Source organism: Frankia sp. CcI49, from assembly GCF_001983215.1.
Taxonomy (GTDB): Bacteria; Actinomycetota; Actinomycetes; order Frankiales; family Frankiaceae; genus Parafrankia; species Parafrankia irregularis.
In genome coordinates this window covers 23,102-42,024 of record NZ_MOWP01000018.1, presented here as the reverse complement: position 1 = coordinate 42,024, position 18,923 = coordinate 23,102, and the positions used below count along the sequence as shown (strand labels likewise).

Below are 18,923 nucleotides of genomic sequence, written 5' to 3'. Positions count from 1 at the left end.
ACGTCGGCCGCCGATCCCCACCGCCGGAACTCACTCCGGCGGAGCCAGCGTCGTCAGACAGAACGGATGACCAGCCGGATCGAACAACACCCGCCAACGACCTGCAGGATCCGGCTGCACCGCCGCCGGCACCGCACCCAACCGCACCGCCTCCGCAACCGCAGCCTCAAGATCCACCACCGCGAGATCGAGATGAATCTGCTTCGGCACCCCAGCGTGCGGCCACGTCGGCGCCACATACCCCGGCACCGGAAACGCCACAATCCACAAACCCTCCGCACGCACCCCCACCGCACCCGTCGAACCGGTGAACCCCACCTCCCCACCCAGCATCGCCGCCCAGAAACGCGCCAACAGCCCCTCCGAGCCCTCGGCACAGTCCAACGACACGAAAACCCGCCGCGATACCGCCACGGCGCCGCACACTACCCCGAACCGCCGGCAGCTCCAGCCAGAAACCCGAACTAGCCCACAGACTCAACCAACCGGCGCCGAGCATGCAGCACCGCATCGTGGACAACAACCTCCCCGCCATCCACCACCACCGACCGAGGACACGCCTGCGCCACCAACACCTCCCACTCCACCGGATCCAACAACCCCGCCAGCTCCGCCGCCGCACACAGATCCGCCGCCTCCGGACGGCCAATCCCCAACGCCAGATCGGCCGGATCATGCCCCACCATCAGCAACGAACCCCCCGGCGCCACCACACCACCCAGCCGCGCCACCAACCCAGCCCGCCGATCCGCCGGCACATGCACGAACTGCGCCGACACCAGATCAAACCGGGTCTCAAACCGCGGCACCCGTGCCGGCCGCCCACCCTCACCACCGGAACGCCCAACCGGAGCATCCAACCCCGACCAGGTCATCACATCCGCCCGCATCCACATCACCCGCGCCGCCACCGCCCGCCCCAGATCCACCGCCGCGGCCTTCCCCCGCCGCAACGCCGTCGCCGAGAAATCCACCGCCAGCACCTGCCAGCCACGCTCCGCCAGCCACAACGCGTCCGCGCCCTCACCGCAGCCGGCGTCCAACGCCCGCCCCGGCACCAACCCACCCGCCCGCTCCACCAACTGGCCGTTGGGACGCCCACTCCACACCGTCTCGCGCGACGCGTACCGCTGCTCCCAGCCCTGCTCATCCAACATGCCCCCAGCATCCCGGGCGCCCCGCAACCCCCACCAACCACCCCCACGACCGCCCCGGACCACAGGGAACAAGGCGGCACACCTGCCGCACACGCTCGGTCACCTGGTCCATCCGGTAGAACCGGAGCATGAGCCCGGCCGAGGACACCGCGACGACTCCCACGCCCACCCACGACGAGCCCACAGCCGCCGCGGCCACCGGCCAGCCCGCCCCCGACAACACACCCCCCGCCACCACAACCAACACCGCCACCACCACACCGACCTGCGCGTTCCCCGGCTGCGACCGGCCGATCACCCCCACCGAACGACCCGGACGCCCCCCGGCCTACTGCGACGACTCCAACCACAACCGGCTCGCCGCCTACCGCCGACGCCGCGACCTCGCCCGCCGCGACACCACCACCAGCCCCGACCAGGGCGGCGAACGTCCCACCGCCCACCGCCCCCTGGCCAGCGGCCGGCTGCGCGCCGACGAACTCGCCGCCCAGATCCGCACCCTCACCACCGACCTCACCCGCAACCTCGACGCCTTCGCCCGCGAAATGGCCAGCCTCGGCGACGTCGCCCGCGCCGAAGCCCAGGTCGAAGCCGCCGAAGCCGAAGCCGCCGAACGGGTCGCCGAAGCCGTCGCCCGCGCCGTCCGCGCCGAACAGGCCGCCCGGGCCGAACACAGCGCCCGCGCCGAAGCCGAAGCCGTCGCCGCCGAAGCCGTCGCCGCCCTCGAAGACGCCGAAGCCCGCCTCACCGCCAGCGAAACCGCCGCCGCCACCGCCCACACCGAAGCCGCGGCCGCCCGCACACACGCCGCCACCGCCGTCGCCGAAGCACACGCCACCGCCGAGGCACGCATCCAGGAAACCCGCGACCACGCCGCCGCCGACATCGAACGCGCCCGCGCCGACGCGACCGCCGAGATCACCCGCATCCACGCCGACGCCGAACGCACCCGCACCGAACTCACATCCGAACGCGACCGACTCGCCGCCGCCCTGCACACCGCAGCGCAGACCGCCGAACGCGACGCCGCGAACCTCGCCGAGCTCCGCGCCGACCGAGACCATCTACGGGCCGACCGCGACCGCATCCGCGACGACGCCCGCCGCGAACGCGACGAACTCGCCCGCCTGCACACCGCGGCCAAAACCGAGGCCGAACGTGCCCGCACCACCGCGGCCGAAGAACTCGAACGCGCCCGCGCCGCCGCCACCGAGCAGCTCGAACACCTCCGCGCCGAAGCGGCGGCGCGCCTGCACGCCGAACAGCAGGCCGCCGCCGAACGCCTCGCAGCCCTCGCCGACGCCCGCGCGGAAGCCCGCACCCGGGCGGAACGCGCCGAACGCCAGGTCGACGACCTCACCGCCGAGCTCCGAGCCGCCCGCACCCACCTCGCACACCTCGCCCCACCGCCACGGGCGGGGGAGCCGGGTCCGGCCGAGAGAACCGAGCCGACGACGGAGACCGCCTAGCCGGGCTCAACCCCAGCTCAGCCGGCCAGCCGGCCAGGCGTCGACCCAGGCGAGGCTCAGCCGGCCGCCGGTGCCCGAAGCGTCCGATCGAACAGTGCCAGCGACCGCTCCCAGTGACGCTGCGCCGCCGCCTCGTCGTACACGGCGAAATCCGGCATCGCGAAGCCGTGCAACGCCGGGAGCACCTCGGCCTCGTAGTCGACCTTCGCCTCATCCAACGCGGCCAGCAGCCGCGCATGGTCCGCCTCGGTGTGATGGCTGTCGTCGCGCGCCGCCGCGATGTACAACGCGCCCTGGATCTGCCCGGCCTGGTGATACGGACTCGACGGATCGTCCGTCGCCAGCCCGCCACCGTGGATCGACGCCGCCGCCGCGATCCGCTCGCCAAGCGCCGTCGCCGCGGTGAACGCCAGCCGGCCGCCAATGCAGTACCCGATGATCCCGGCCGGACCGGCCACCGCACCCGGCTCGCTCGCGAGCGCATCGAGCAGCGAACCGAGATCGGCCATCACCGCGGGCGGAGTCGCCCGGGTGAAACGATCACCCATCTTCGCCCGCAGCGACGGATCCGAGAAGTCCGTCGAGACCGAGCCGGTGGTCGCCTCATCCGTCCGGTAGAAGATGTTCGGCACCGCGACCAGATAACCCGAGCCGGACAGCCGCTGCGCCATGCCCAGCACCGTGTCCCGCACACCGAAGGCATCCGGCAGCATGATCACGACCGGTGCCGGGGTTCCGCCGCCTGGCGCGAACAGATAGGTGTCGAGCACGCCGTCCGCTGTCACTACGTCACGCCGGGTAAACGCCATTGTCCGCACCTTCGCCTTCCAGTCATGTCACCTGGCACTCCGGGCCCGGTGGGCGAGCACCGGTAGGTGACCTCGACGTGGCCCACCCACATCACATGACGTCTACCAGGCAGGACGCGGCGATGTGGCAGGCGGGTTCCGCTTTGCGTGCTGACGCCGATCCGGCACGCAGACAAAACGATCAAGTCACTCCGCGCCGTTAGGCGCGGTGTCTGTAGTGAGGTGATCGAAACGGGAGGTTCGATGGGTTCTGGGGCAATCAAGATCAAAAATGGCAGAGCCAGGTCGTCAACACTGTTGATTATCTTGAGGGGAGAAGGAGTGGGATGCCGGTGTCCGGCCCGACCAGCGGAGGTGGGCGGACACCGGCAGACGGTCTCACTCCGGCGGTGAGCCCACCGCGGCCGGTGGCCGGGTACAGGTCACGTCGCCCCTCGGCAACGTCCCGTTCTGCAGATAGCCGTTGACCGCGCCGTCCACGCACCCGCTGCGCCCCGGGTACACCCCATGTACCCGGGCGTCCCGAAGCGTCACCAGGCGGGAGGCGCTCAACACCCGGTGCAGGGCCCGGGCACCCGCGTAGGGCGTGCGGTTGTCCTTCTCGGCGGCGACGACGAGCGCCGGAACCGCGTTCGCGACCCGCGTCGGTGGCTCCACCGGCCGCACCGGCCAGAAGGCACACGGCGTGATGTTCCAGATCGCACCGGCCACATGCCGCTGTGCGCCGGTGTGCCGGCGGACGTCGGCCAGATAGTCATCGGCGATCCGGGGTGCCGGCACGTCACCGCACAGCACCGCCAGCTGCGCGCTCTGGAACGCACTGATCACCGAGCCGCCGGCGTCGGCGCCGGCGCCGTCGCCGGTTCCCGCGTGTGCGTGGGCACCGGGCAGGGCCGGACCATCCGTCGCGAGCCCCTGGAGGAACTCGGTGAGGTAGGGGTTCGTCGCCGGGGCACGGCCGTCCGCGGCGTCCACGAAGGCACGCACGCCCATTGCGAGAACCGCCGCGGCGTCCTCACTGTCATCGATCAGCGAAGCGATGAGCAGCCGAGGGATGTCCGACGCGTCGTAGCGCACACCGTCCACGGTCAACGGCCGGCGTGCGGCGGCCTGGTAGATCCGGTCCACGGCATGCAGCACCTGCGCGGCGGTGCGCCCCAGCGCGAACTGCGCGTCCTGCCCGGCGGCCCAGGCCGCCCACTCCCCCAGCGCCGCCTCGAGCAGATCCCCGCTGCCGCGCAGCACCCGCGGGCTGTACGTCGCCGGATCCACCACACTGTCCAGGACGAACCGGTCCACCCGGTCTGGGAACATCTGCATGTACACGGCCCCGAGGTAGGTGCCGTAGGAGTAGCCCAGGTAGGACGTCGTGGCCGCCCCGAGCGCCGCGCGGACGACGTCCATGTCCCGCGCGGTGTTGCGGGTCGAGGCGAACGGCAGCACATCAGCGTGCGCCGAGCAGCCCGCGGCCGTCGCGGCCTGCTCGGCGGCCACCCGCTCGAAACTGTCCTGGTCGGGCCCGGCGGCACGCAGCCAGTCGGCGCCCAGGGCCGGCCCGCAGTCCAGCGCCGAGCTGCGACCGACGAAGCGGGGATCCATCGCGACCAGGTCGAAGCGGTCCGCCGCCGGGCCGAGCATCGCGCGGATGTCGGCGACGGCGTCCACCGCGCCGCCGCCGGGCCCGCCCAGGTTGACCATGAGCGGACCGCGCCGGTGCGCCTGGTCCACCGCGCGGATCCGGGCCAGCCCCACGGTGATCGTCTGCCCGGTCGGGCGTGCGTAGTCCAGCGGAACGCTGACGTCGGCGCACTGCGCACCGACGTTGTCCAGATAGCCGCCGACCGCGTCGTTCGGGCCGATCTGGCACTCATGCCAGCGCACCGGCTGGCTTTCGAAGGGTGCGAGCAGGGGATTCCCACTTGCCACGGGAAGGGCCGCGGCCGACGCACCGGCGCGTGGCACGACGAGTGACGCTGCGCCGACGAGCATCGCCGCGCCCAGCGCGGTACCGCGCGCGGGTAGCCGCCCGCGGCCGCGCCGCGCGCCGCCACGATGCCTGCCGAGGGGTTGTCTGCCAGGTTGTCGTCTGGTGGCCGACCGGATGTCGGAAGTGTGGAGTCTCATCGCCAGTCAGGATCACGGTGGACGGTTCCGCCGCCGTGATCCCGGGAAACCAGGCGTTTCTACGATCAGCCCGACATGGGTCGGGACCTCAAGATCATTTCTGCCCACCCGGGGGCGTCAACACTGTTGACTATCTTGTTCTGATCCCCTGTTCCACAGGTCAGCGGCGCAGGAGGTGGTCGGCGCAGGCCGCCGCGACAGGCAGCAGCCGGGCCGCGAGCGGCCCGACGTCGGCGGCCGTGATCCGGCTGGCCGGGCCCGACACGGAAAGCGCGGCGGGCGCCCGGCCGGACAGGTCCGTCAGCGGGAAGGCCACACAGCGCACACCGGCCTCCTCCTCGCCGTCGTCTGTCGCGTAGCCCCGTTGTCGGATGGCAGCGAGCTCGGCGCGCAGTGCCGACGGTTCGGTGATCGTGGTCGCGGTGCGCCGCGGCAGGCCGCTGCGCTCGAGCAGCGCCCGCAGTGCCGGCTCCGGCAGGAACGCCAGCATCGCCTTGCCCACCCCGGTGCTGTGCGCCGGCGCCCGGTTGCCGATCTCGGTGAACATGCGCAGCCGGCGCGGCGAGGCGGCCTGCGCCACATAGACCACCTGGTCGGCTTCCAGGACCGCGAGGTTGGCCGTCTCCCCCGACACCGCCACGGCCTCGCCGAGGAACGGCTCGGCGCCGGCGGCGAGCAGCCGTTGCGCCGCGTTGCCCAACCCGATCAGCCGGGCACCGGGCGCGTAGCGGCGATCGGCGTCCTGCCGCACCCAGCCGCGTTCGTGCAGCGCCCGCAGCAGCCGGTGGACGGTCGGCTGCGGCAGGCCGGTGGCACGGGCGAGGTCGGTGAGCCCGGCGCCGTCGCCGGCCGCGGCCAGCAGCTCGACCAGCGCCAGCGCACGGTCGACGGACTGCACCGAGCCCGCCGGCCGTTCCGGCGCGGGCGGCGGGCTCGGTGCGCCGTCCGCTGGTGGGCCCACCGGCGGATCGGCCGCCGGCGAGGTCATGGCATGCGCTGGTAGGCGGGCACGGTCAGGAAGTCGGCGAAGTCGTCGGCGAGGGCGACCTCGACGAACAGGTCCCGCGCCCGGGCGAAGCCGTCGGCGTCGTAGCTCTCCCCCAGTGCCGCCCGCAGCACCTCGAGCTCCTCGGCGACGACCCGTTCGACCAGCTCACGGGTCACCGGGACGTCGGCGACACCGCTGTCCCCCACCAGCACGACACCGTTGTGCAGCCACTGCCAGATCTGCGAGCGGGAGATCTCCGCGGTGGCCGCGTCCTCCATCAGGTTGAAGATCGCCACCGCTCCGGAGCCGGCGAGCCAGGCGCGCAGGTACTGCAGGGCGACGCTGACGTTGTTGCGCAGCCCGGCGAGCGTCGGGGAACCCGGGGTCGTGGTCAGGTCGATCAGGGCGGCGGCGTCGACGGTGACGTCCTCGCGGGTGCGGCTGATCTGGTTGGGCCGGTCACCGAGCACACCGTCGAACACCTCCCGGCACACCGGCACCAGGTCGGGGTGGGCGACCCAGGAGCCGTCGAAGCCGATACCGGCCTCGCGGGTCTTGTCCTCGCGGACCTTGGCCAGCGCGGTGGCGTTGACAGCCGGGTCGCGCCGGCTGGGGATGAACGCGGCCATCCCGCCGATGGCGTGCGCGCCGCGGCGGTGGCAGGTGCGCACGAGCAGCTCGGCGTAGGCGGTCATGAACGGCGCGGCCATCGTGACGGCGTTGCGGTCGGGCAGCGTGAACGCCTCCCCCCGGTCACGGAACTTCTTGATGATGCTGAACAGGTAGTCCCAGCGGCCGGCGTTCAGCCCGGCACAGTGCTCCCGCAGCTCGTAGAGGATCTCCTCCATCTCGAACGCGGCGAGGATCGTCTCGATCAGCACCGTGCCGCGGATCGCGCCGCGGGGGAAGCCGAGCGCATCCTCGGTGTGGGTGAAGATGTCGTTCCACAGCCGTGCCTCGAGGTGGCTTTCGGTCTTCGGCAGGTAGTAGTAGGGCCCGGAGCCGGCGTCGAGCTGACGGCGGCCGCAGTGCACCGCGTAGAGGGCGAAGTCGACGATCGCACCGGCGACCGGTTCGCCGTCCACCAGCAGGTGTTTCTCGTCGAGGTGCCAGCCGCGGGGCCGCACGACGATCGTGGTGGTGGTCGTGCTCGCCCCGGTGGCCCCGGTCGGGCTGGTGGTGGCGGTGGCGGCGAGGGTGTAGGCCCTGCCCTCCGGGCTGGTGAAGCTGATGGTGCCGGCGAGGGCGTCCCGCAGGTTGAGCTGCCCGCTGATCATGTTCTCCCACAGCGGGGTGTTGGCGTCCTCGAAGTCGGCCAGCCAGACCTTCGCGCCGGAGTTCAGCGCGTTGATCGTCATCTTGCGGTCCGTCGGCCCGGTGATCTCGACCCGGCGGTCGACCAGGCCTGGCGCCGGTGGCGCGACCTGCCACTGCCCCAGGCGGATGCCGCTGGTCTCGGGCAGGAAGTCCGGGTCCGCGCCGGTGGAAAGCTCCCGTTGCCGCGCCGCTCGGCGGGCGAGCAGGTCGCCGCGGGTCGCGCCGAACCGGCGGTGCAGGTCGGCGACGAGGGTGAGCGCCTCCGGAGTGAGGATCTGCTCCGCGCCCGGCACCTGCGGCCGGACGATCTCGACTCCGGGCGGGGTGTTCGGACCGGCCATCGCGGTTCTCCTTCACGGATCGGGGACGTCCACGCGGATCGGGTGACGAGCCTGGAGTTCCACCAGCTGGAACATCCACTTCGTATGACGGAATCCTATCCGCGGCCGCGGGTGGGCGACGGACTGGCGCCACCCGGTGCCCGCACCTGGCACCGGTCCGGCCAGCTGACCGCACAGCCTGACAAAGGCCCCGGACGGCCTGACAAAGGCCCAGGTCAGCGCGGTGGCGGTGGGCGCGGTGGGCCGGTTGACTTGGCTGCGACGGGCCGCCGCGCGCGGCCCGCGCCCGCCACCGTCGCCGCCGCCGAAGGAGACGTTCCCGTGCCCGAGTCCCCAACCCGCGTCGCGATCGTCACCGGAGCCGCCCGTGGCATCGGCGCCGCCATCGCGCAGCGCCTGGCCGGCGACGGCCTGGCGGTGGCCGTGCTCGACCTGGAGGAGTCCGCGACGAAGAGCACCGTCGAGGCGATCGTCGCCGCGGGCGGGAGGGCGATCGGCCTCGGCGCCGACGTAGCCGACGCGGTCGCGGTCGACGCGGCGGTCGCCCGGGTCGCGGCCGAGCTGGGCGCGCCGACCGTGCTGGTCAACAACGCCGGCATCACCCGCGACAACATGCTGTTCAAGATGACCGAGGTCGACTGGGACTCGGTCATGGGCGTGCACCTGCGCGGCTCGTTCCTCATGTCACGCGCCGCCCAGAAGTACATGGTGGACGCGAGGTGGGGCCGGATCGTGAACCTGTCCAGCATCTCGGCGCTGGGCAACCGTGGGCAGGCGAACTACGCGGCCGCCAAGGCCGGCCTGCAGGGCTTCACCAAGACGCTGGCGATCGAGCTGGGCAAGTTCGGCATCACCGTGAACTGTGTCGCGCCCGGTTTCATCGTCAGTGACATGACCCGCGCGACCGCCCAGCGCATGGGGGTGGGCTGGGAGGAGTACGTGGCCGCGGCGACGGCGGCGATCCCGGTCGGGCGCCCCGGCCAGGTCGACGACATCGCCAACGCGGTGTCGTTCTTCGTCGGTGCGGCCGCGAGCTTCGTCTCCGGGCAGATCCTCTACGTCGCCGGCGGCCCGAAGGCCTGACCGCGGACCCGCCGCGGCGCCAGGCCCGGCAGGCGTTTGGTGCCGGCCGCGCGTTCCCCCTTCTCCCCCGTCCGCCAGGATGGACATAACGACCCCGGGATTCCGTCCCGGCGGGACGCGGGCGAATGTCGGGCGGGCGGCGGCGGGGAGCGGGAGTGATCGTGCGGAGGCGGACGGCGTGAACCATGAGCAGGATCCCGACCGCCTGTCCGGCCCATCCGCTGGTCACACCGCGGACCGCGCGCACAGTGCACCTCACGAACACAGTGCACCTCACGAACACGGAGCGGACCACGACCACGACCACGGGGTGGGCGCGCTGCGGGACCTCCTCGCCGGCGCGCTGGCCCGCCCCGTCTCCCTCGTGCGGGCCCGGCCCAAGCGCCGGCTGCCCGCCCCCGGCACGGGCGAGGCCCCGTCCGGACGGGTCGTGGCCTGCCACGTCTACGCCGACGGCCGCCGGGTGCCCGACGGCTCGAACCTGCTCACCGCGGCCCGCATCGCCCGCCGCCACCACGGCGCGTTCGCCTGGGTGGGGCTGTTCGAGCCCAGCGCCACCGAGCTCACCTCGATCGCGGAGCTCTACGGCCTGCCCGCGCTCGCGGTGGAGGACGCCATCGTCGCGCACCAGCGCCCCAAGATCGAACTGTACGGCAGCACGCTGTTCATGGTTCTCAAGACCGCCAGCTACGTGGAGCACGAGGAGCTCGCCGAGGACACCGAGGTCGTCGTCACCGGCGAGGTGATGGTCTTCATCGGCCCGGACTTCGTCGTGACCGTGCGGCACGGCAACCACGGTGCCCTCGAGCAGCTGCGCGCCAACCTGGAGGGGCAGCCCGCGATGCTGCGCCACGGGCCGTCCGCGGTGCTGCACGGGGTGTGCGACGGGATCGTCGACAACTACCTGGCGCTGGTGGAACGTCTCGACGCCGACGTCGACGCCGTCGAGGCGCTGGTGTTCGAACGCTCCGCCCGGGCCCCGGTGGAGAAGCTCTACCAGCTCAAGCGCGAGCTGCTGGAGTTCAAGCACGCCGTCACCCCGCTCAACGGGCCGCTGCGCATGCTGTCGGACACCGCCCTGCCGATGATCGACCCGCATGTGCGCGACCATTTCCGGGACGTGTTCGACCACCTCGTCCAGGTGACCCAGCGGGTCGCCCACCTCGACGAGCTGCTGTCCTCGATCCTGCAGGCGACGCTGACGCAGGTGACCATCGCCCAGAACGAGGACATGCGCAAGATCAGCGCCTGGGTCGCCATCGGCGCCGTCCCGACCGCCATCGCCGGCATCTACGGGATGAACTTCGAGCACATGCCGGAGCTGCGCGAGGTCTGGGGCTACCCGGCGGTCCTCACGCTGATGGCTGTCATCTGTCTGTCCCTCTACCGGGCGTTCCGCCGCAACGGCTGGCTCTGAAACCTGGGGTGTCCGAACCCTGGTGTGTCCCTGGATGTGGCGGGCATGCCTAGCGGGGAGCAACGCAGCAGGCGCAGGAGCAGCAGGCGCCGACCAGTGGCGCGAGGGAGTGGTGCCATGGCGCGCACGGCGTCACCGGTGGGCCCGGCGAGACCACTGGACCCCGGTACGGAGCAGATCCAGGCCGATCCCGCGGTGGCCGATCTGCTGGGCGTCCTGCGCCRGCACCTGGCGATGGACGTCGCGTTCCTCGGCCGGCTCGACGAGCAGTGCCTGCTCCTGCAGGTCTTCGACGGTGACCCGGCCGCCTTCGGGCTCGCGCCGGGCAGCACCGTCCGCCGCCACGCCGCGCTCTATCCCACCGCGCTCGCGCACGACGCCCCGATCGTCATCCCGGACACCCAGGCCGACCGGCGCACCGCCCAGGCACCGATCGTGCAGGGGCTCGGCATCGGCTCGTACGCGGCGGCGCTGGTCTACGACAACGACGACGAGGTCTACGGGCTCGTCGGCTGCCTCGGGCGGCAGCCGCGGCAGCACCTGCGGCCCCGGGACGGGCAGTTCGTCGACCTGCTGGCGGCGTTCCTGCGCGACGCGGTGATCGATCTGCGCCGGGTGTGGGAGTCCCGCAGCCACCTCTCCCGGATCATCAGCGACCTGATCGACGACGGCGGGCCCCAGATCGTGTTCCAGCCGGTGGTCAGCCTCGCCGACGGCAGCATCGCCGGGGTCGAGGCGCTGTCCCGGTTCCCCGACTCGCACCGTGACCCGGAAGGCTGGTTCAAGGTCGCCGCCCAGGTGGGCCTGGGCACCGAGCTGGAGCTGGCGGCGATCCGCCACGCGCTCACCGCGCTGCCGGGCCTGCCGCCCTCGGTGGCGCTGTCACTGAACGCCGCACCGGCGACGATCGCCTCCGGCCTGCTGGGGCTGCTCCGGTCGTTCGGGGCCTGCGACCGGGTCATCGTGGAGATCACCGAGCACGAGTACTTCAGCACCGACCCGGTGGTCATGCGCGACATCCAGGCGCTGCGCTCGCTGGGCACCCGCATCGCGGTGGACGACACCGGCACCGGCTACGCCGGGCTCGAGCAGCTCATCCAGCTGCGCCCCGAGATCGTCAAACTGGACTATCTGATCACCCACCTGATGGACGTCGACCCCGCGCGGCGTGCCGTCGCGGCCGCCATCGTGAGTGTCGCCCGGGAGATCGGCGGCCAGGTCATCGCGGAGGGCATCGAGTCCACCGCCGAGCTGCGGACGGCCACCGAGATCGGTATCGGCTTCGGCCAGGGCTACCTGCTCGGCCGCCCGGCCCGCACCCTGCGCGCCGCCTGCTCCCCCACCCCAGGCCTGTTCCGCCCGGGCCCGGCGCCGGCGCGCTGAAGGTGCGCGCTCCGGGATCCGAAGCGTCGCGGGCCAGCACGGGTGCGAGTCCGGCGTGGGGTGCGGGCCTAGCGCGGGATGCCGCCGGGCAGCTCCATCATCCGGTGGAGCAGGCTGGCCAGGAAGACCGTGTGCTGGTGCAGCAGGGCGCGGTCGAGCTTGTCGAGGTTGCCGCCCGGGGCGACCTGCAGCAGGTACGCCGGGCCGGTGATCATCGCGATGGTGGGGATGCCCAGCCGGTAGGCGAAGGTGCCCTCCCCGTACAGGCCGTTCTGGAAGGGCTTCTGGATACCGGCGCGGGCCAGGCCGCTGGTGCGGACCTCGTCCTGCGCCAGGGTGCGCAGCGTGTCGCTGTTGCCGACGGCGACCGCGACCGGTTCGGTGCGCCCGGTCGCCCGGTAGGGGCCGGTGCCGCCCTGGTCGTCCCAGCCGAGGGTGCCCAGGTGCTCGGCGACGAGCGCCATCTCCACCCCGGCGGTGATCTCGGGGTGGGCCCGCAGCCAGGCATCGGGTTTGACGGTGGCGCCGTCGGCGGTCATGTGGTTCGGCGAGAACATGAACAGCAGGTCACGGGACCGCGTGGCGGCCGGGAATCGGCTGAAGTACTCGGCGAGCGCGCACAGCGCGGGTCCGCCGTTCTCCTCGACGGCGTTCTGCCCGTCGGTGTGGGTCGCGACGAGGACGGTGCCCGCACGGGTGCCGGGCGGTCCGGCGCCCGGCAGCCGGGCGAGCAGGTAGTCCACCGTGGTCTCGCGCCGGTCCGCCGTGAGCACGAGTGTGGCCCGGGCGGGGCCGCGGGCCAGCAGCGCGCGCAGCCGGGCGCCGGACTCCCGGTCCAGCCGCAGGGCCGGCAGCCCGGCGTGCTCCTGCTGGTGCGGGGTGTACTGGCCGGCGGCCAGCGCCGGGCTCTGACCAGAGATCTCGATCATGGCGACGGCGCCGTGGGCACGGGCGGTGGCCAGGTCGGGGGCCGGTGGCACCCCCAGCCAGACGCGGGAGTAGTCCTCCTGCGCGAACTCGGCGCGGGCGGTGGGGGGATGCACCGCGTAGGCGAGATCGGTGAGCACCGAGGCGCGCAGCCGGGCGATCGGTGCGTCGACGACGACCACCGCCCCGGTGAGCGGCCCCGCCGCACCGCCACCGCCACCAGCTCCGGCAGAGGCACCAGCATCCGCGGAGTCGCCGGCGGCGGCCTGGTAGGCCGCCTCGTCACCGGGGCCCAGGTCGACCACCGGGCCGGTCACTCCGGCCGGCCCGGTCTCACCGGAGCACGGCCGGTAGGAGGCGACCGGAAGCGTCCAGGCGGTTCCGCCGGCATCCGTCACCTGCAGTGACCATCGCCCGGCCAGCCACTGCGCCAGCCGGGTCGGATGACGGGTCACGGTGAGGCCGTAGCCGCGCAGCTGACGCTCGAGGTCGTCGATGTGGCCGCGGTGCGCGGCCGACCCGGTGTGCCGGGGCCCCACCGCGGTCATCCGGTCGACCCAGCTCCACAGCGTGTCGGCGTCGACGAGGTCCTGCGCGGTGACCGGCCCCGGCGCGCCGGTGGCGAACGGCCGCCGCACCGCGTCCGCGCCTGTCACGGCACGCCCGCCGGCGCCGGCGGCACCGTCCGCGGCGCCGGACCCGTCACAGCCGGCGGCCAGGGTTCCCGCGACGGCGGTGAACGCGCCGGACGCCGTCAGTCGCAGGGTCGTGTCCAGAAAGCGCCGGCGGCTCGTCGCCGGCGGTTCCTCGCCTGCCGTCACGACCTGATCGTGACACGAGCGACCATGCGGCGTCGCCAGGACGGCACCGCGAGTGGTCAGGAGGGCGGGTGGGGCACGGCCGGGCGCATGAGGTCACCAACCGTGGCGCGGACCATGACGCCGAGGTCCTCGTCGCCGACCCCGGCGAACACCTCGCTGCCGAGCAGGAAGCCTCCGACGATCGCGCCGAGGGCGCAGGCCAGCCGGACCCGCCGCTCGATCGGCACCTCGTCGTTGGACAGGATCCGCAGGAGGCGCTCCTGCAGATCGGAGTGGCTGCCGCCCTGGCCGTGGTGGTCGGGCAACCGCTCGATCGCGTGGTGGTTGCGCATGTGGAACAGGAACAGCGTCCGGTTGGCGAGCATGGCGCCGACGATCAGGTCCAGCGCCGCCGGCCACCGGTCGGGGCTGGCGAGGTCGGCCTCCAGGTCCTCGAAGCCGGCCCGCCCCAGCTCGTGCAACCGCAGGTGCAGCGCCAGCAGGATGTCGTCCTTGCTGGCGAAGTGGTAGTACAGCGCGGCCTTGGTGATGTTCAGCCGCTGCGCGATCTCACGCAGCGACACCGCCTCGTAGCCGGAGTGCGTGAACAGCTCGAGAGCGACGTCGAGGATCCGTTCCCGGGTGCTCTTCTCCCCTGCTGCCGGCGCGGGGGGTCTGGGCATGATCCCAACCTACTTGACGCGGCGACCTGATGTTGCTTACCTTGCGGCAAGTAAGTTTCATCTTACCTGTCGGCAAGTTATTGACGAGTCGGGGGCGACCCACGTGGACCAGACGATGATCGAGGCCACCGGCCTCACGAAACGCTACGGCGACACCCAGGCCCTGGCCGGGGTCGACCTGCACGTCCCCGCGGGGACGATCCTCGGCGTGCTCGGCCCGAACGGGGCGGGCAAGAGCACCGCGGTGCGCATCCTGACCACGCTGGCCCGTCCGGACACCGGCCGGGCCAGCGTGGCCGGGTTCGATGTGGTGGCCCAGGCGGGCGAGGTGCGGCGCCGCATCGGGGTCACCGCCCAGGACGCCACCCTCGACGAGGCGCTGACCGGCCGGCAGAACCTGCGGATGATCGCCGAGCTCAGCGGCCTGCGCTCGCGGGCCGCCGCCGACCGCGCCGGCGAGCTTCTGGCGCGGTTCGAGCTGACCGACGCCGCCGACCGCGTGCTCAGGGGCTACTCGGGCGGCATGCGCCGCCGCCTCGACCTGGCCGCGAGCCTGGTGGCGCGACCGGCCGTGCTGTTCCTCGACGAGCCGACCACCGGCCTGGACCCGGCCAGCCGGGCGCGGATGTGGGAGGTCGTGCGCGACCTGGTGGCCGCGGGCACCACGATCCTGCTGACGACGCAGTACCTGGAGGAGGCCGACGCGCTCGCCGACCACATCGTCGTGATCGACCACGGGCGGGTCGTCGCCCGCGGCACCGCCGACGAGCTCAAGACCACGATCGGCGGCCACCGCCTGGAGATCACCCTCTCCGCCGCCCATGCCGGCGCGGCGGCGGCGCTGCGCCCCCTCGTCGAGGGCCGCGTCGACATCGACGAGGGCGGGCGGCGGCTGCGCGCGGCGGTGCGCGGCGGCTCGGGCGTGGCGACCGCGGTCATCCGGGCCCTGGACGGCGTCGGGGCACTGGTCGATGACGTCGTCGTGCACGCACCGTCCCTCGACGACGTGTTCTTCGCGCTCACCGGCACCCCGGACGCCGCCTCCGAGCGCGGTTCGAACGGCCGTCCCGGCAACCATCCCGACAGCCGTCCCGACGACGTCCGCACCACGAGCCCGGTAGGAGTGGCCTGATGTCCGAGCTCACGATCACCACGGGCGGCCCGGTGGGGGCCCTCGCCGCGCCGGCGCGGACCGGCGCCGTCAGCCGGGCGGTGCGCAATGTCGTCGTGCTCACCCGACGCAACCTGGTGCACATCGCCCGCGAGCCGCTGCAGCTGTCCGACATCACCGTGCAGCCGGTGCTGTTCACCCTGCTGTTCGTCTACGTCCTCGGCGGCGGGGTGAGCGTCACCGGCGGCGACTACAAGGACTTCGCGATCCCCGGGCTGGTCGCGCTCAACCTCACCACCTCGGCGATGGGCACCGCGGTCGGGCTGAGCAACGACCTGCGCACCGGCGCGGTCAACCGGTTCCGGACCCTGCCGATGTGGCGGGCCGCCGTCCTGGTCAGCCGTTCGCTGTCGGACGTGCTCGCGGCCGCGGTCTGCATGTCGATCGTGCTGCTGACGGGCCTGGCGATCGGCTGGCGGCCGGAGACCTCGGTGGCCGGGTTCGTCGGCGCGCTCGCGATCCCGTTGCTGTTCAGCTACGCGCTGGCCTGGGGCACGGCCTGCCTGGGCATGGTCAGCGAGGGGCCGGAGAGCGCTCAGTCGATCGCGCTGGTGCTGCTGTTCCCGCTGGCGATCGTGTCGAACGCGATGGTGCCGACCGCGGGCATGCCGGGCGTGGTGCGGGCGATCGCCGAATGGAACCCGGTCAGCGCGGTGACCGCGGCGGCCCGGGACCTGTTCGGCAACCCGAACCCGTCCGCGGCCTCCCACGCCTGGCCCATGCAGCATCCGGTCCTGGCCGCGGTGCTCTGGTCGGTGGCCATCGTCGCGGTGTGCGCGCCGCTGGCGGTCGCCCTCTACCGGCGTCGCACCACCGACTGACACTCGCACCACCGACCGACGACGCTCCGGGGCGGACGGGGGCGACAGAGATCGATTTGGCGTCAACTTCGGGTTGACGCCAAATCGATCGTCAACCTAGAGTTGACGCCATGACAGACATCGACCCGACCACCCTCAGTAACAGCGTCCGCCTCGACGACCTGATCGCCGCGATCAAGAAGACCCACGCCGACGCCCTCCAGCAGCTGTCCGGTGCCGTGCTGGTCGCCGACCACCTCGGCGACGTGGCCGACCATCTGATCGGCCACTTCGTCGACCAGGCCCGCCGTTCCGGCGCCTCCTGGACGGAGATCGGCCGCAGCATGGGCGTCACCAAGCAGGCCGCGCAGAAGCGGTTCGTCCCCAAGGAGCCCGGCGAGCCGGAAAGCCTCGACCCGGCACAGGGCTTCGGCCGCTACACCCAGCGGGCCCGCAACGCCGTGGTCGCCGCGCAGAACGAGGCGCGGGCCGCCGGCAACGCCGAGATCGCCGCGGAGCATCTGCTGCTCGGCCTGCTCGCCGACCCCGCCGGGCTCGGCGCCGCGACGATCGTCGCCCAGGGCGCCCCCCTCGCCGCCGTGCGCGAGGCCGCGACCGCGATCCTGCCACCGCCCGTCGCGCAGGTACCCGACCTCATCCCCTTCGACGGGCGCGCGAAGAAGGCGCTCGAGCTGACCTTCCGCGAGGCGCTGCGGCTGGATCACAACTACGTCGGCACCGAGCACATCCTGCTCGCGCTGCTGGAGCTGGAGGACGGCACCGGGCCCCTGGCGTCACTGGGCGTCACCAAGCCGGGCGCGGAGGCCCACCTCCGCCGGCTGCTCGCCCTCGCCGCCCTCGGCACGACCGCCACCGCCGCCGCCGCACCGGATCCCACGCCGGAGGCACGGCCCTGAGGGGGCCGTCGCCAACACGCGGCATAGCGAACATTTAAACAAGCTGAATAGTCGAACAGGTCTCACCACTACTCTCCGTGCTCGTCGGGGTTCAAGAGTGACACCCACCAGTACGGAGGCGCGCAGATGCCAAGTCGACAGCGGCGGATCGGAACCTGGGCGGTGGTGCTGGCCGCAGCCGGCACGGTGGCACTGCCCGCGGCGGCGAGCGCGGCGCCCACCACCGCCGAGCTGCCCGGGGCGGAGTACGCGTTCGCGCCCCCGTCGTACGCGGCCCGGGCCTGGGGGCACAACACCTTCGGGCAGCTGGGTAACGGCACCACCGGCGCGGCCAGCTTCAGCCCCGTGCCGGTCACCGACCTCACCGGCCTCGACGACGTCCGCGCCATCGCGGGCGGCGCCGGCTCCGGGTTCGCGCTCAACGGCGACGGGACGGTCTGGGCCTGGGGCCTCAACAACGTCGGCCAGCTCGGCAACGGCACCGTCATCAACAGCAACGTGCCCGTCCAGGTCGCCGGCCTGACCGACATCCGCGCCATCGCCGCCGGGAGCAACGGCAACGGCTACGCGCTGCGCAGCGACGGCACCGTCTGGGCCTGGGGCGACAACTCCGCCGGTCAGCTCGGCATCAACCAGGCCATCGCCAGCAGCACTGTCCCCGTCCAGGTGCTGGGCCTGACCGGCATCCGCGCCATCGCCTCGGACGGCGGCGCGGCCTACGCGCTGCGCCGTGACGGGAGCGTGTGGGCCTGGGGCCTCAACACCTTCGGCCAGCTCGGCGTCGGCACCACCACACCCAGCCCGCTGCCGATCCAGCTCCTCGGCCTCAGCGGCATCCGGGCCATCGCCGCCCGCGACAACAGCGCGTATGCCCTGCGCAGCGACGGCACCGTCTGGGCCTGGGGCGAGAACGGCGTCGGCCAGCTCGGCAACGGCACCAACGCCACCAGCCTGGTGCCCACGCCCGTCCTCAACCTGACCAAGATCCGCCGCATCGCCGCCGGCGTCGACAGCGCCTACGCCCTGGACGAGACGGGAACCGTCTGGGCCTGGGGCGGCAACACCGTCGGCCAGCTCGGCAACGGCTCCAACGCCCCCAGCTCGCTGCCCATCCCCGTCACCGGGCAGACCGGCCTCGTCGGCGCCGTCGCCATCGCCGCCGGCGCCAACAGCGTCTACGCCCTGCGCTGGGACGGCACCGCCTTCGCCTGGGGCAACAACGGCCTCGGCCAGCTCGGCAACGGCAACCCCGCCGTGCCCAGCAGCACCACTCCGCTGCCGATCCCGGGCCTGCAGGACGTCCGGGCCATCGCGGGCGGCCTCTTCGACGGCTACGCCATCGTCGGCGCCGGGTTCTAGCCCACCGCCGACCACAGCCGCACAGGTCGCCTGCGCGCACAGCCGGCGGGGCCGAGGTGGCCCGGGACGTCACCTCGGCCCCGGTTCCGGCCGTCGACACGCGGCATAGCGAACATTTAAACAAGCTGGATGACTGAACAGGTCACGCGACTACTGTCCGTGTCCGCCGGGTGCTCAT

The 18,923-nt window shown here is 72.8% G+C and carries 16 protein-coding genes; 8 read left to right on the top strand and 8 right to left on the bottom strand.

What is annotated here, in order from left to right; all coding sequences use genetic code 11:
• Positions 1-30: 30 nt before the first annotated feature.
• Positions 31-414, bottom strand: a complete 384-nt coding sequence (locus tag CcI49_RS17540; RefSeq protein WP_076827956.1) for a VOC family protein — start codon at positions 412-414, stop codon at positions 31-33.
• 50 nt (positions 415-464) lie between these two features.
• The gene (locus tag CcI49_RS17535; protein ID WP_198955556.1) at positions 465-1,154 is read right to left on the bottom strand and encodes a methyltransferase domain-containing protein; all 690 of its coding nucleotides are present in this window, start codon (positions 1,152-1,154) and stop codon (positions 465-467) included.
• Between the two features lie 131 nt (positions 1,155-1,285).
• On the opposite strand from CcI49_RS17535, the gene CcI49_RS44175 reads away from it, so the two are divergent.
• Entirely contained in the window at positions 1,286-2,626 is a 1,341-nt protein-coding gene (locus tag CcI49_RS44175) for a hypothetical protein (protein WP_076827828.1), read from the top strand.
• 56 nt (positions 2,627-2,682) lie between these two features.
• Here the strand turns inward: CcI49_RS44175 and CcI49_RS17525 are convergent, their stop codons facing one another.
• From CcI49_RS17525 to aceB, 4 genes are all read right to left on the bottom strand, one after another.
• Entirely contained in the window at positions 2,683-3,435 is a 753-nt protein-coding gene (locus CcI49_RS17525; protein WP_076827826.1) for a dienelactone hydrolase family protein, read from the bottom strand.
• A gap of 378 nt (positions 3,436-3,813) precedes the next feature.
• Complete coding sequence (locus CcI49_RS17520; protein WP_076827824.1) at positions 3,814-5,424, bottom strand: alpha/beta hydrolase; 1,611 nt, start codon at positions 5,422-5,424, stop codon at positions 3,814-3,816.
• A gap of 295 nt (positions 5,425-5,719) precedes the next feature.
• The gene (locus tag CcI49_RS17515; protein WP_076827954.1) at positions 5,720-6,520 is read right to left on the bottom strand and encodes an IclR family transcriptional regulator; all 801 of its coding nucleotides are present in this window, start codon (positions 6,518-6,520) and stop codon (positions 5,720-5,722) included.
• A gap of 23 nt (positions 6,521-6,543) precedes the next feature.
• Positions 6,544-8,205, bottom strand: coding sequence for a malate synthase A (gene aceB / locus CcI49_RS17510; RefSeq protein ID WP_076827822.1), 1,662 nt, complete (start codon positions 8,203-8,205; stop codon positions 6,544-6,546).
• A gap of 321 nt (positions 8,206-8,526) precedes the next feature.
• Here aceB and fabG point away from each other — a divergent pair, with 321 nt between their 5' ends.
• The 3 genes from fabG (at position 8,527) to CcI49_RS17495 (ending at position 12,088) form a co-directional block, all read left to right on the top strand.
• Positions 8,527-9,288: a 3-oxoacyl-ACP reductase FabG gene (gene fabG / locus CcI49_RS17505; RefSeq protein WP_076827952.1), complete on the top strand. Its 762-nt coding sequence runs from the start codon at positions 8,527-8,529 to the stop codon at positions 9,286-9,288.
• A gap of 310 nt (positions 9,289-9,598) precedes the next feature.
• Positions 9,599-10,705 (top strand): magnesium and cobalt transport protein CorA, encoded by a 1,107-nt coding sequence (locus tag CcI49_RS17500; RefSeq protein ID WP_054570326.1) that lies wholly within the window; start codon positions 9,599-9,601, stop codon positions 10,703-10,705.
• 117 nt (positions 10,706-10,822) lie between these two features.
• Positions 10,823-12,088: an EAL domain-containing protein gene (locus CcI49_RS17495; protein WP_076827818.1), complete on the top strand. Its 1,266-nt coding sequence runs from the start codon at positions 10,823-10,825 to the stop codon at positions 12,086-12,088.
• A gap of 68 nt (positions 12,089-12,156) precedes the next feature.
• Here the strand turns inward: CcI49_RS17495 and CcI49_RS17490 are convergent, their stop codons facing one another.
• Together CcI49_RS17490 and CcI49_RS17485 are read right to left on the bottom strand one after the other, a co-directional pair.
• Entirely contained in the window at positions 12,157-13,836 is a 1,680-nt protein-coding gene (locus CcI49_RS17490) for a hypothetical protein (RefSeq protein WP_076827816.1), read from the bottom strand.
• Between the two features lie 56 nt (positions 13,837-13,892).
• Positions 13,893-14,498, bottom strand: coding sequence for a TetR/AcrR family transcriptional regulator (locus CcI49_RS17485; RefSeq protein ID WP_054570076.1), 606 nt, complete (start codon positions 14,496-14,498; stop codon positions 13,893-13,895).
• 115 nt (positions 14,499-14,613) lie between these two features.
• Between CcI49_RS17485 and CcI49_RS17480 the strand changes: the two genes are divergently transcribed.
• The 4 genes from CcI49_RS17480 (at position 14,614) to CcI49_RS17465 (ending at position 18,745) form a co-directional block, all read left to right on the top strand.
• A complete protein-coding gene (locus tag CcI49_RS17480; protein ID WP_076827950.1) occupies positions 14,614-15,630 on the top strand; it encodes an ATP-binding cassette domain-containing protein in 1,017 nt (338 codons plus the stop codon).
• Positions 15,630-16,490, top strand: coding sequence for an ABC transporter permease (locus CcI49_RS17475; protein ID WP_054570074.1), 861 nt, complete (start codon positions 15,630-15,632; stop codon positions 16,488-16,490). The genes CcI49_RS17480 and CcI49_RS17475 overlap by 1 nt, the downstream gene beginning before the upstream one ends.
• A 110-nt stretch (positions 16,491-16,600) precedes the next feature.
• Positions 16,601-17,386, top strand: coding sequence for a Clp protease N-terminal domain-containing protein (locus tag CcI49_RS17470; RefSeq protein WP_076827813.1), 786 nt, complete (start codon positions 16,601-16,603; stop codon positions 17,384-17,386).
• A 126-nt stretch (positions 17,387-17,512) separates the two neighbouring features.
• The gene (locus CcI49_RS17465) at positions 17,513-18,745 is read left to right on the top strand and encodes an RCC1 repeat- and reductase domain-containing protein (protein ID WP_054570072.1); all 1,233 of its coding nucleotides are present in this window, start codon (positions 17,513-17,515) and stop codon (positions 18,743-18,745) included.
• The last annotated feature ends 178 nt before the right edge of the window (positions 18,746-18,923 follow it).

What these genes read in the sequence shown, in the direction of transcription:
- CcI49_RS17465 (WP_054570072.1), top strand. Translation starts at nt 17,513, where the DNA reads ATGCCAAGTCGACAGCGGCGGATCGGAACCTGGGCGGTGGTGCTGGCC.
- aceB (WP_076827822.1), bottom strand. Translation starts at nt 8,205, where the DNA reads ATGGCCGGTCCGAACACCCCGCCCGGAGTCGAGATCGTCCGGCCGCAG.
- CcI49_RS17520 (WP_076827824.1), bottom strand. Translation starts at nt 5,424, where the DNA reads ATGCTCGTCGGCGCAGCGTCACTCGTCGTGCCACGCGCCGGTGCGTCG.
- CcI49_RS17470 (WP_076827813.1), top strand. Translation starts at nt 16,601, where the DNA reads ATGACAGACATCGACCCGACCACCCTCAGTAACAGCGTCCGCCTCGAC.
- CcI49_RS44175 (WP_076827828.1), top strand. Translation starts at nt 1,286, where the DNA reads ATGAGCCCGGCCGAGGACACCGCGACGACTCCCACGCCCACCCACGAC.
- CcI49_RS17480 (WP_076827950.1), top strand. Translation starts at nt 14,614, where the DNA reads ATGATCGAGGCCACCGGCCTCACGAAACGCTACGGCGACACCCAGGCC.
- CcI49_RS17485 (WP_054570076.1), bottom strand. Translation starts at nt 14,498, where the DNA reads ATGCCCAGACCCCCCGCGCCGGCAGCAGGGGAGAAGAGCACCCGGGAA.
- CcI49_RS17525 (WP_076827826.1), bottom strand. Translation starts at nt 3,435, where the DNA reads ATGGCGTTTACCCGGCGTGACGTAGTGACAGCGGACGGCGTGCTCGAC.
- CcI49_RS17475 (WP_054570074.1), top strand. Translation starts at nt 15,630, where the DNA reads ATGTCCGAGCTCACGATCACCACGGGCGGCCCGGTGGGGGCCCTCGCC.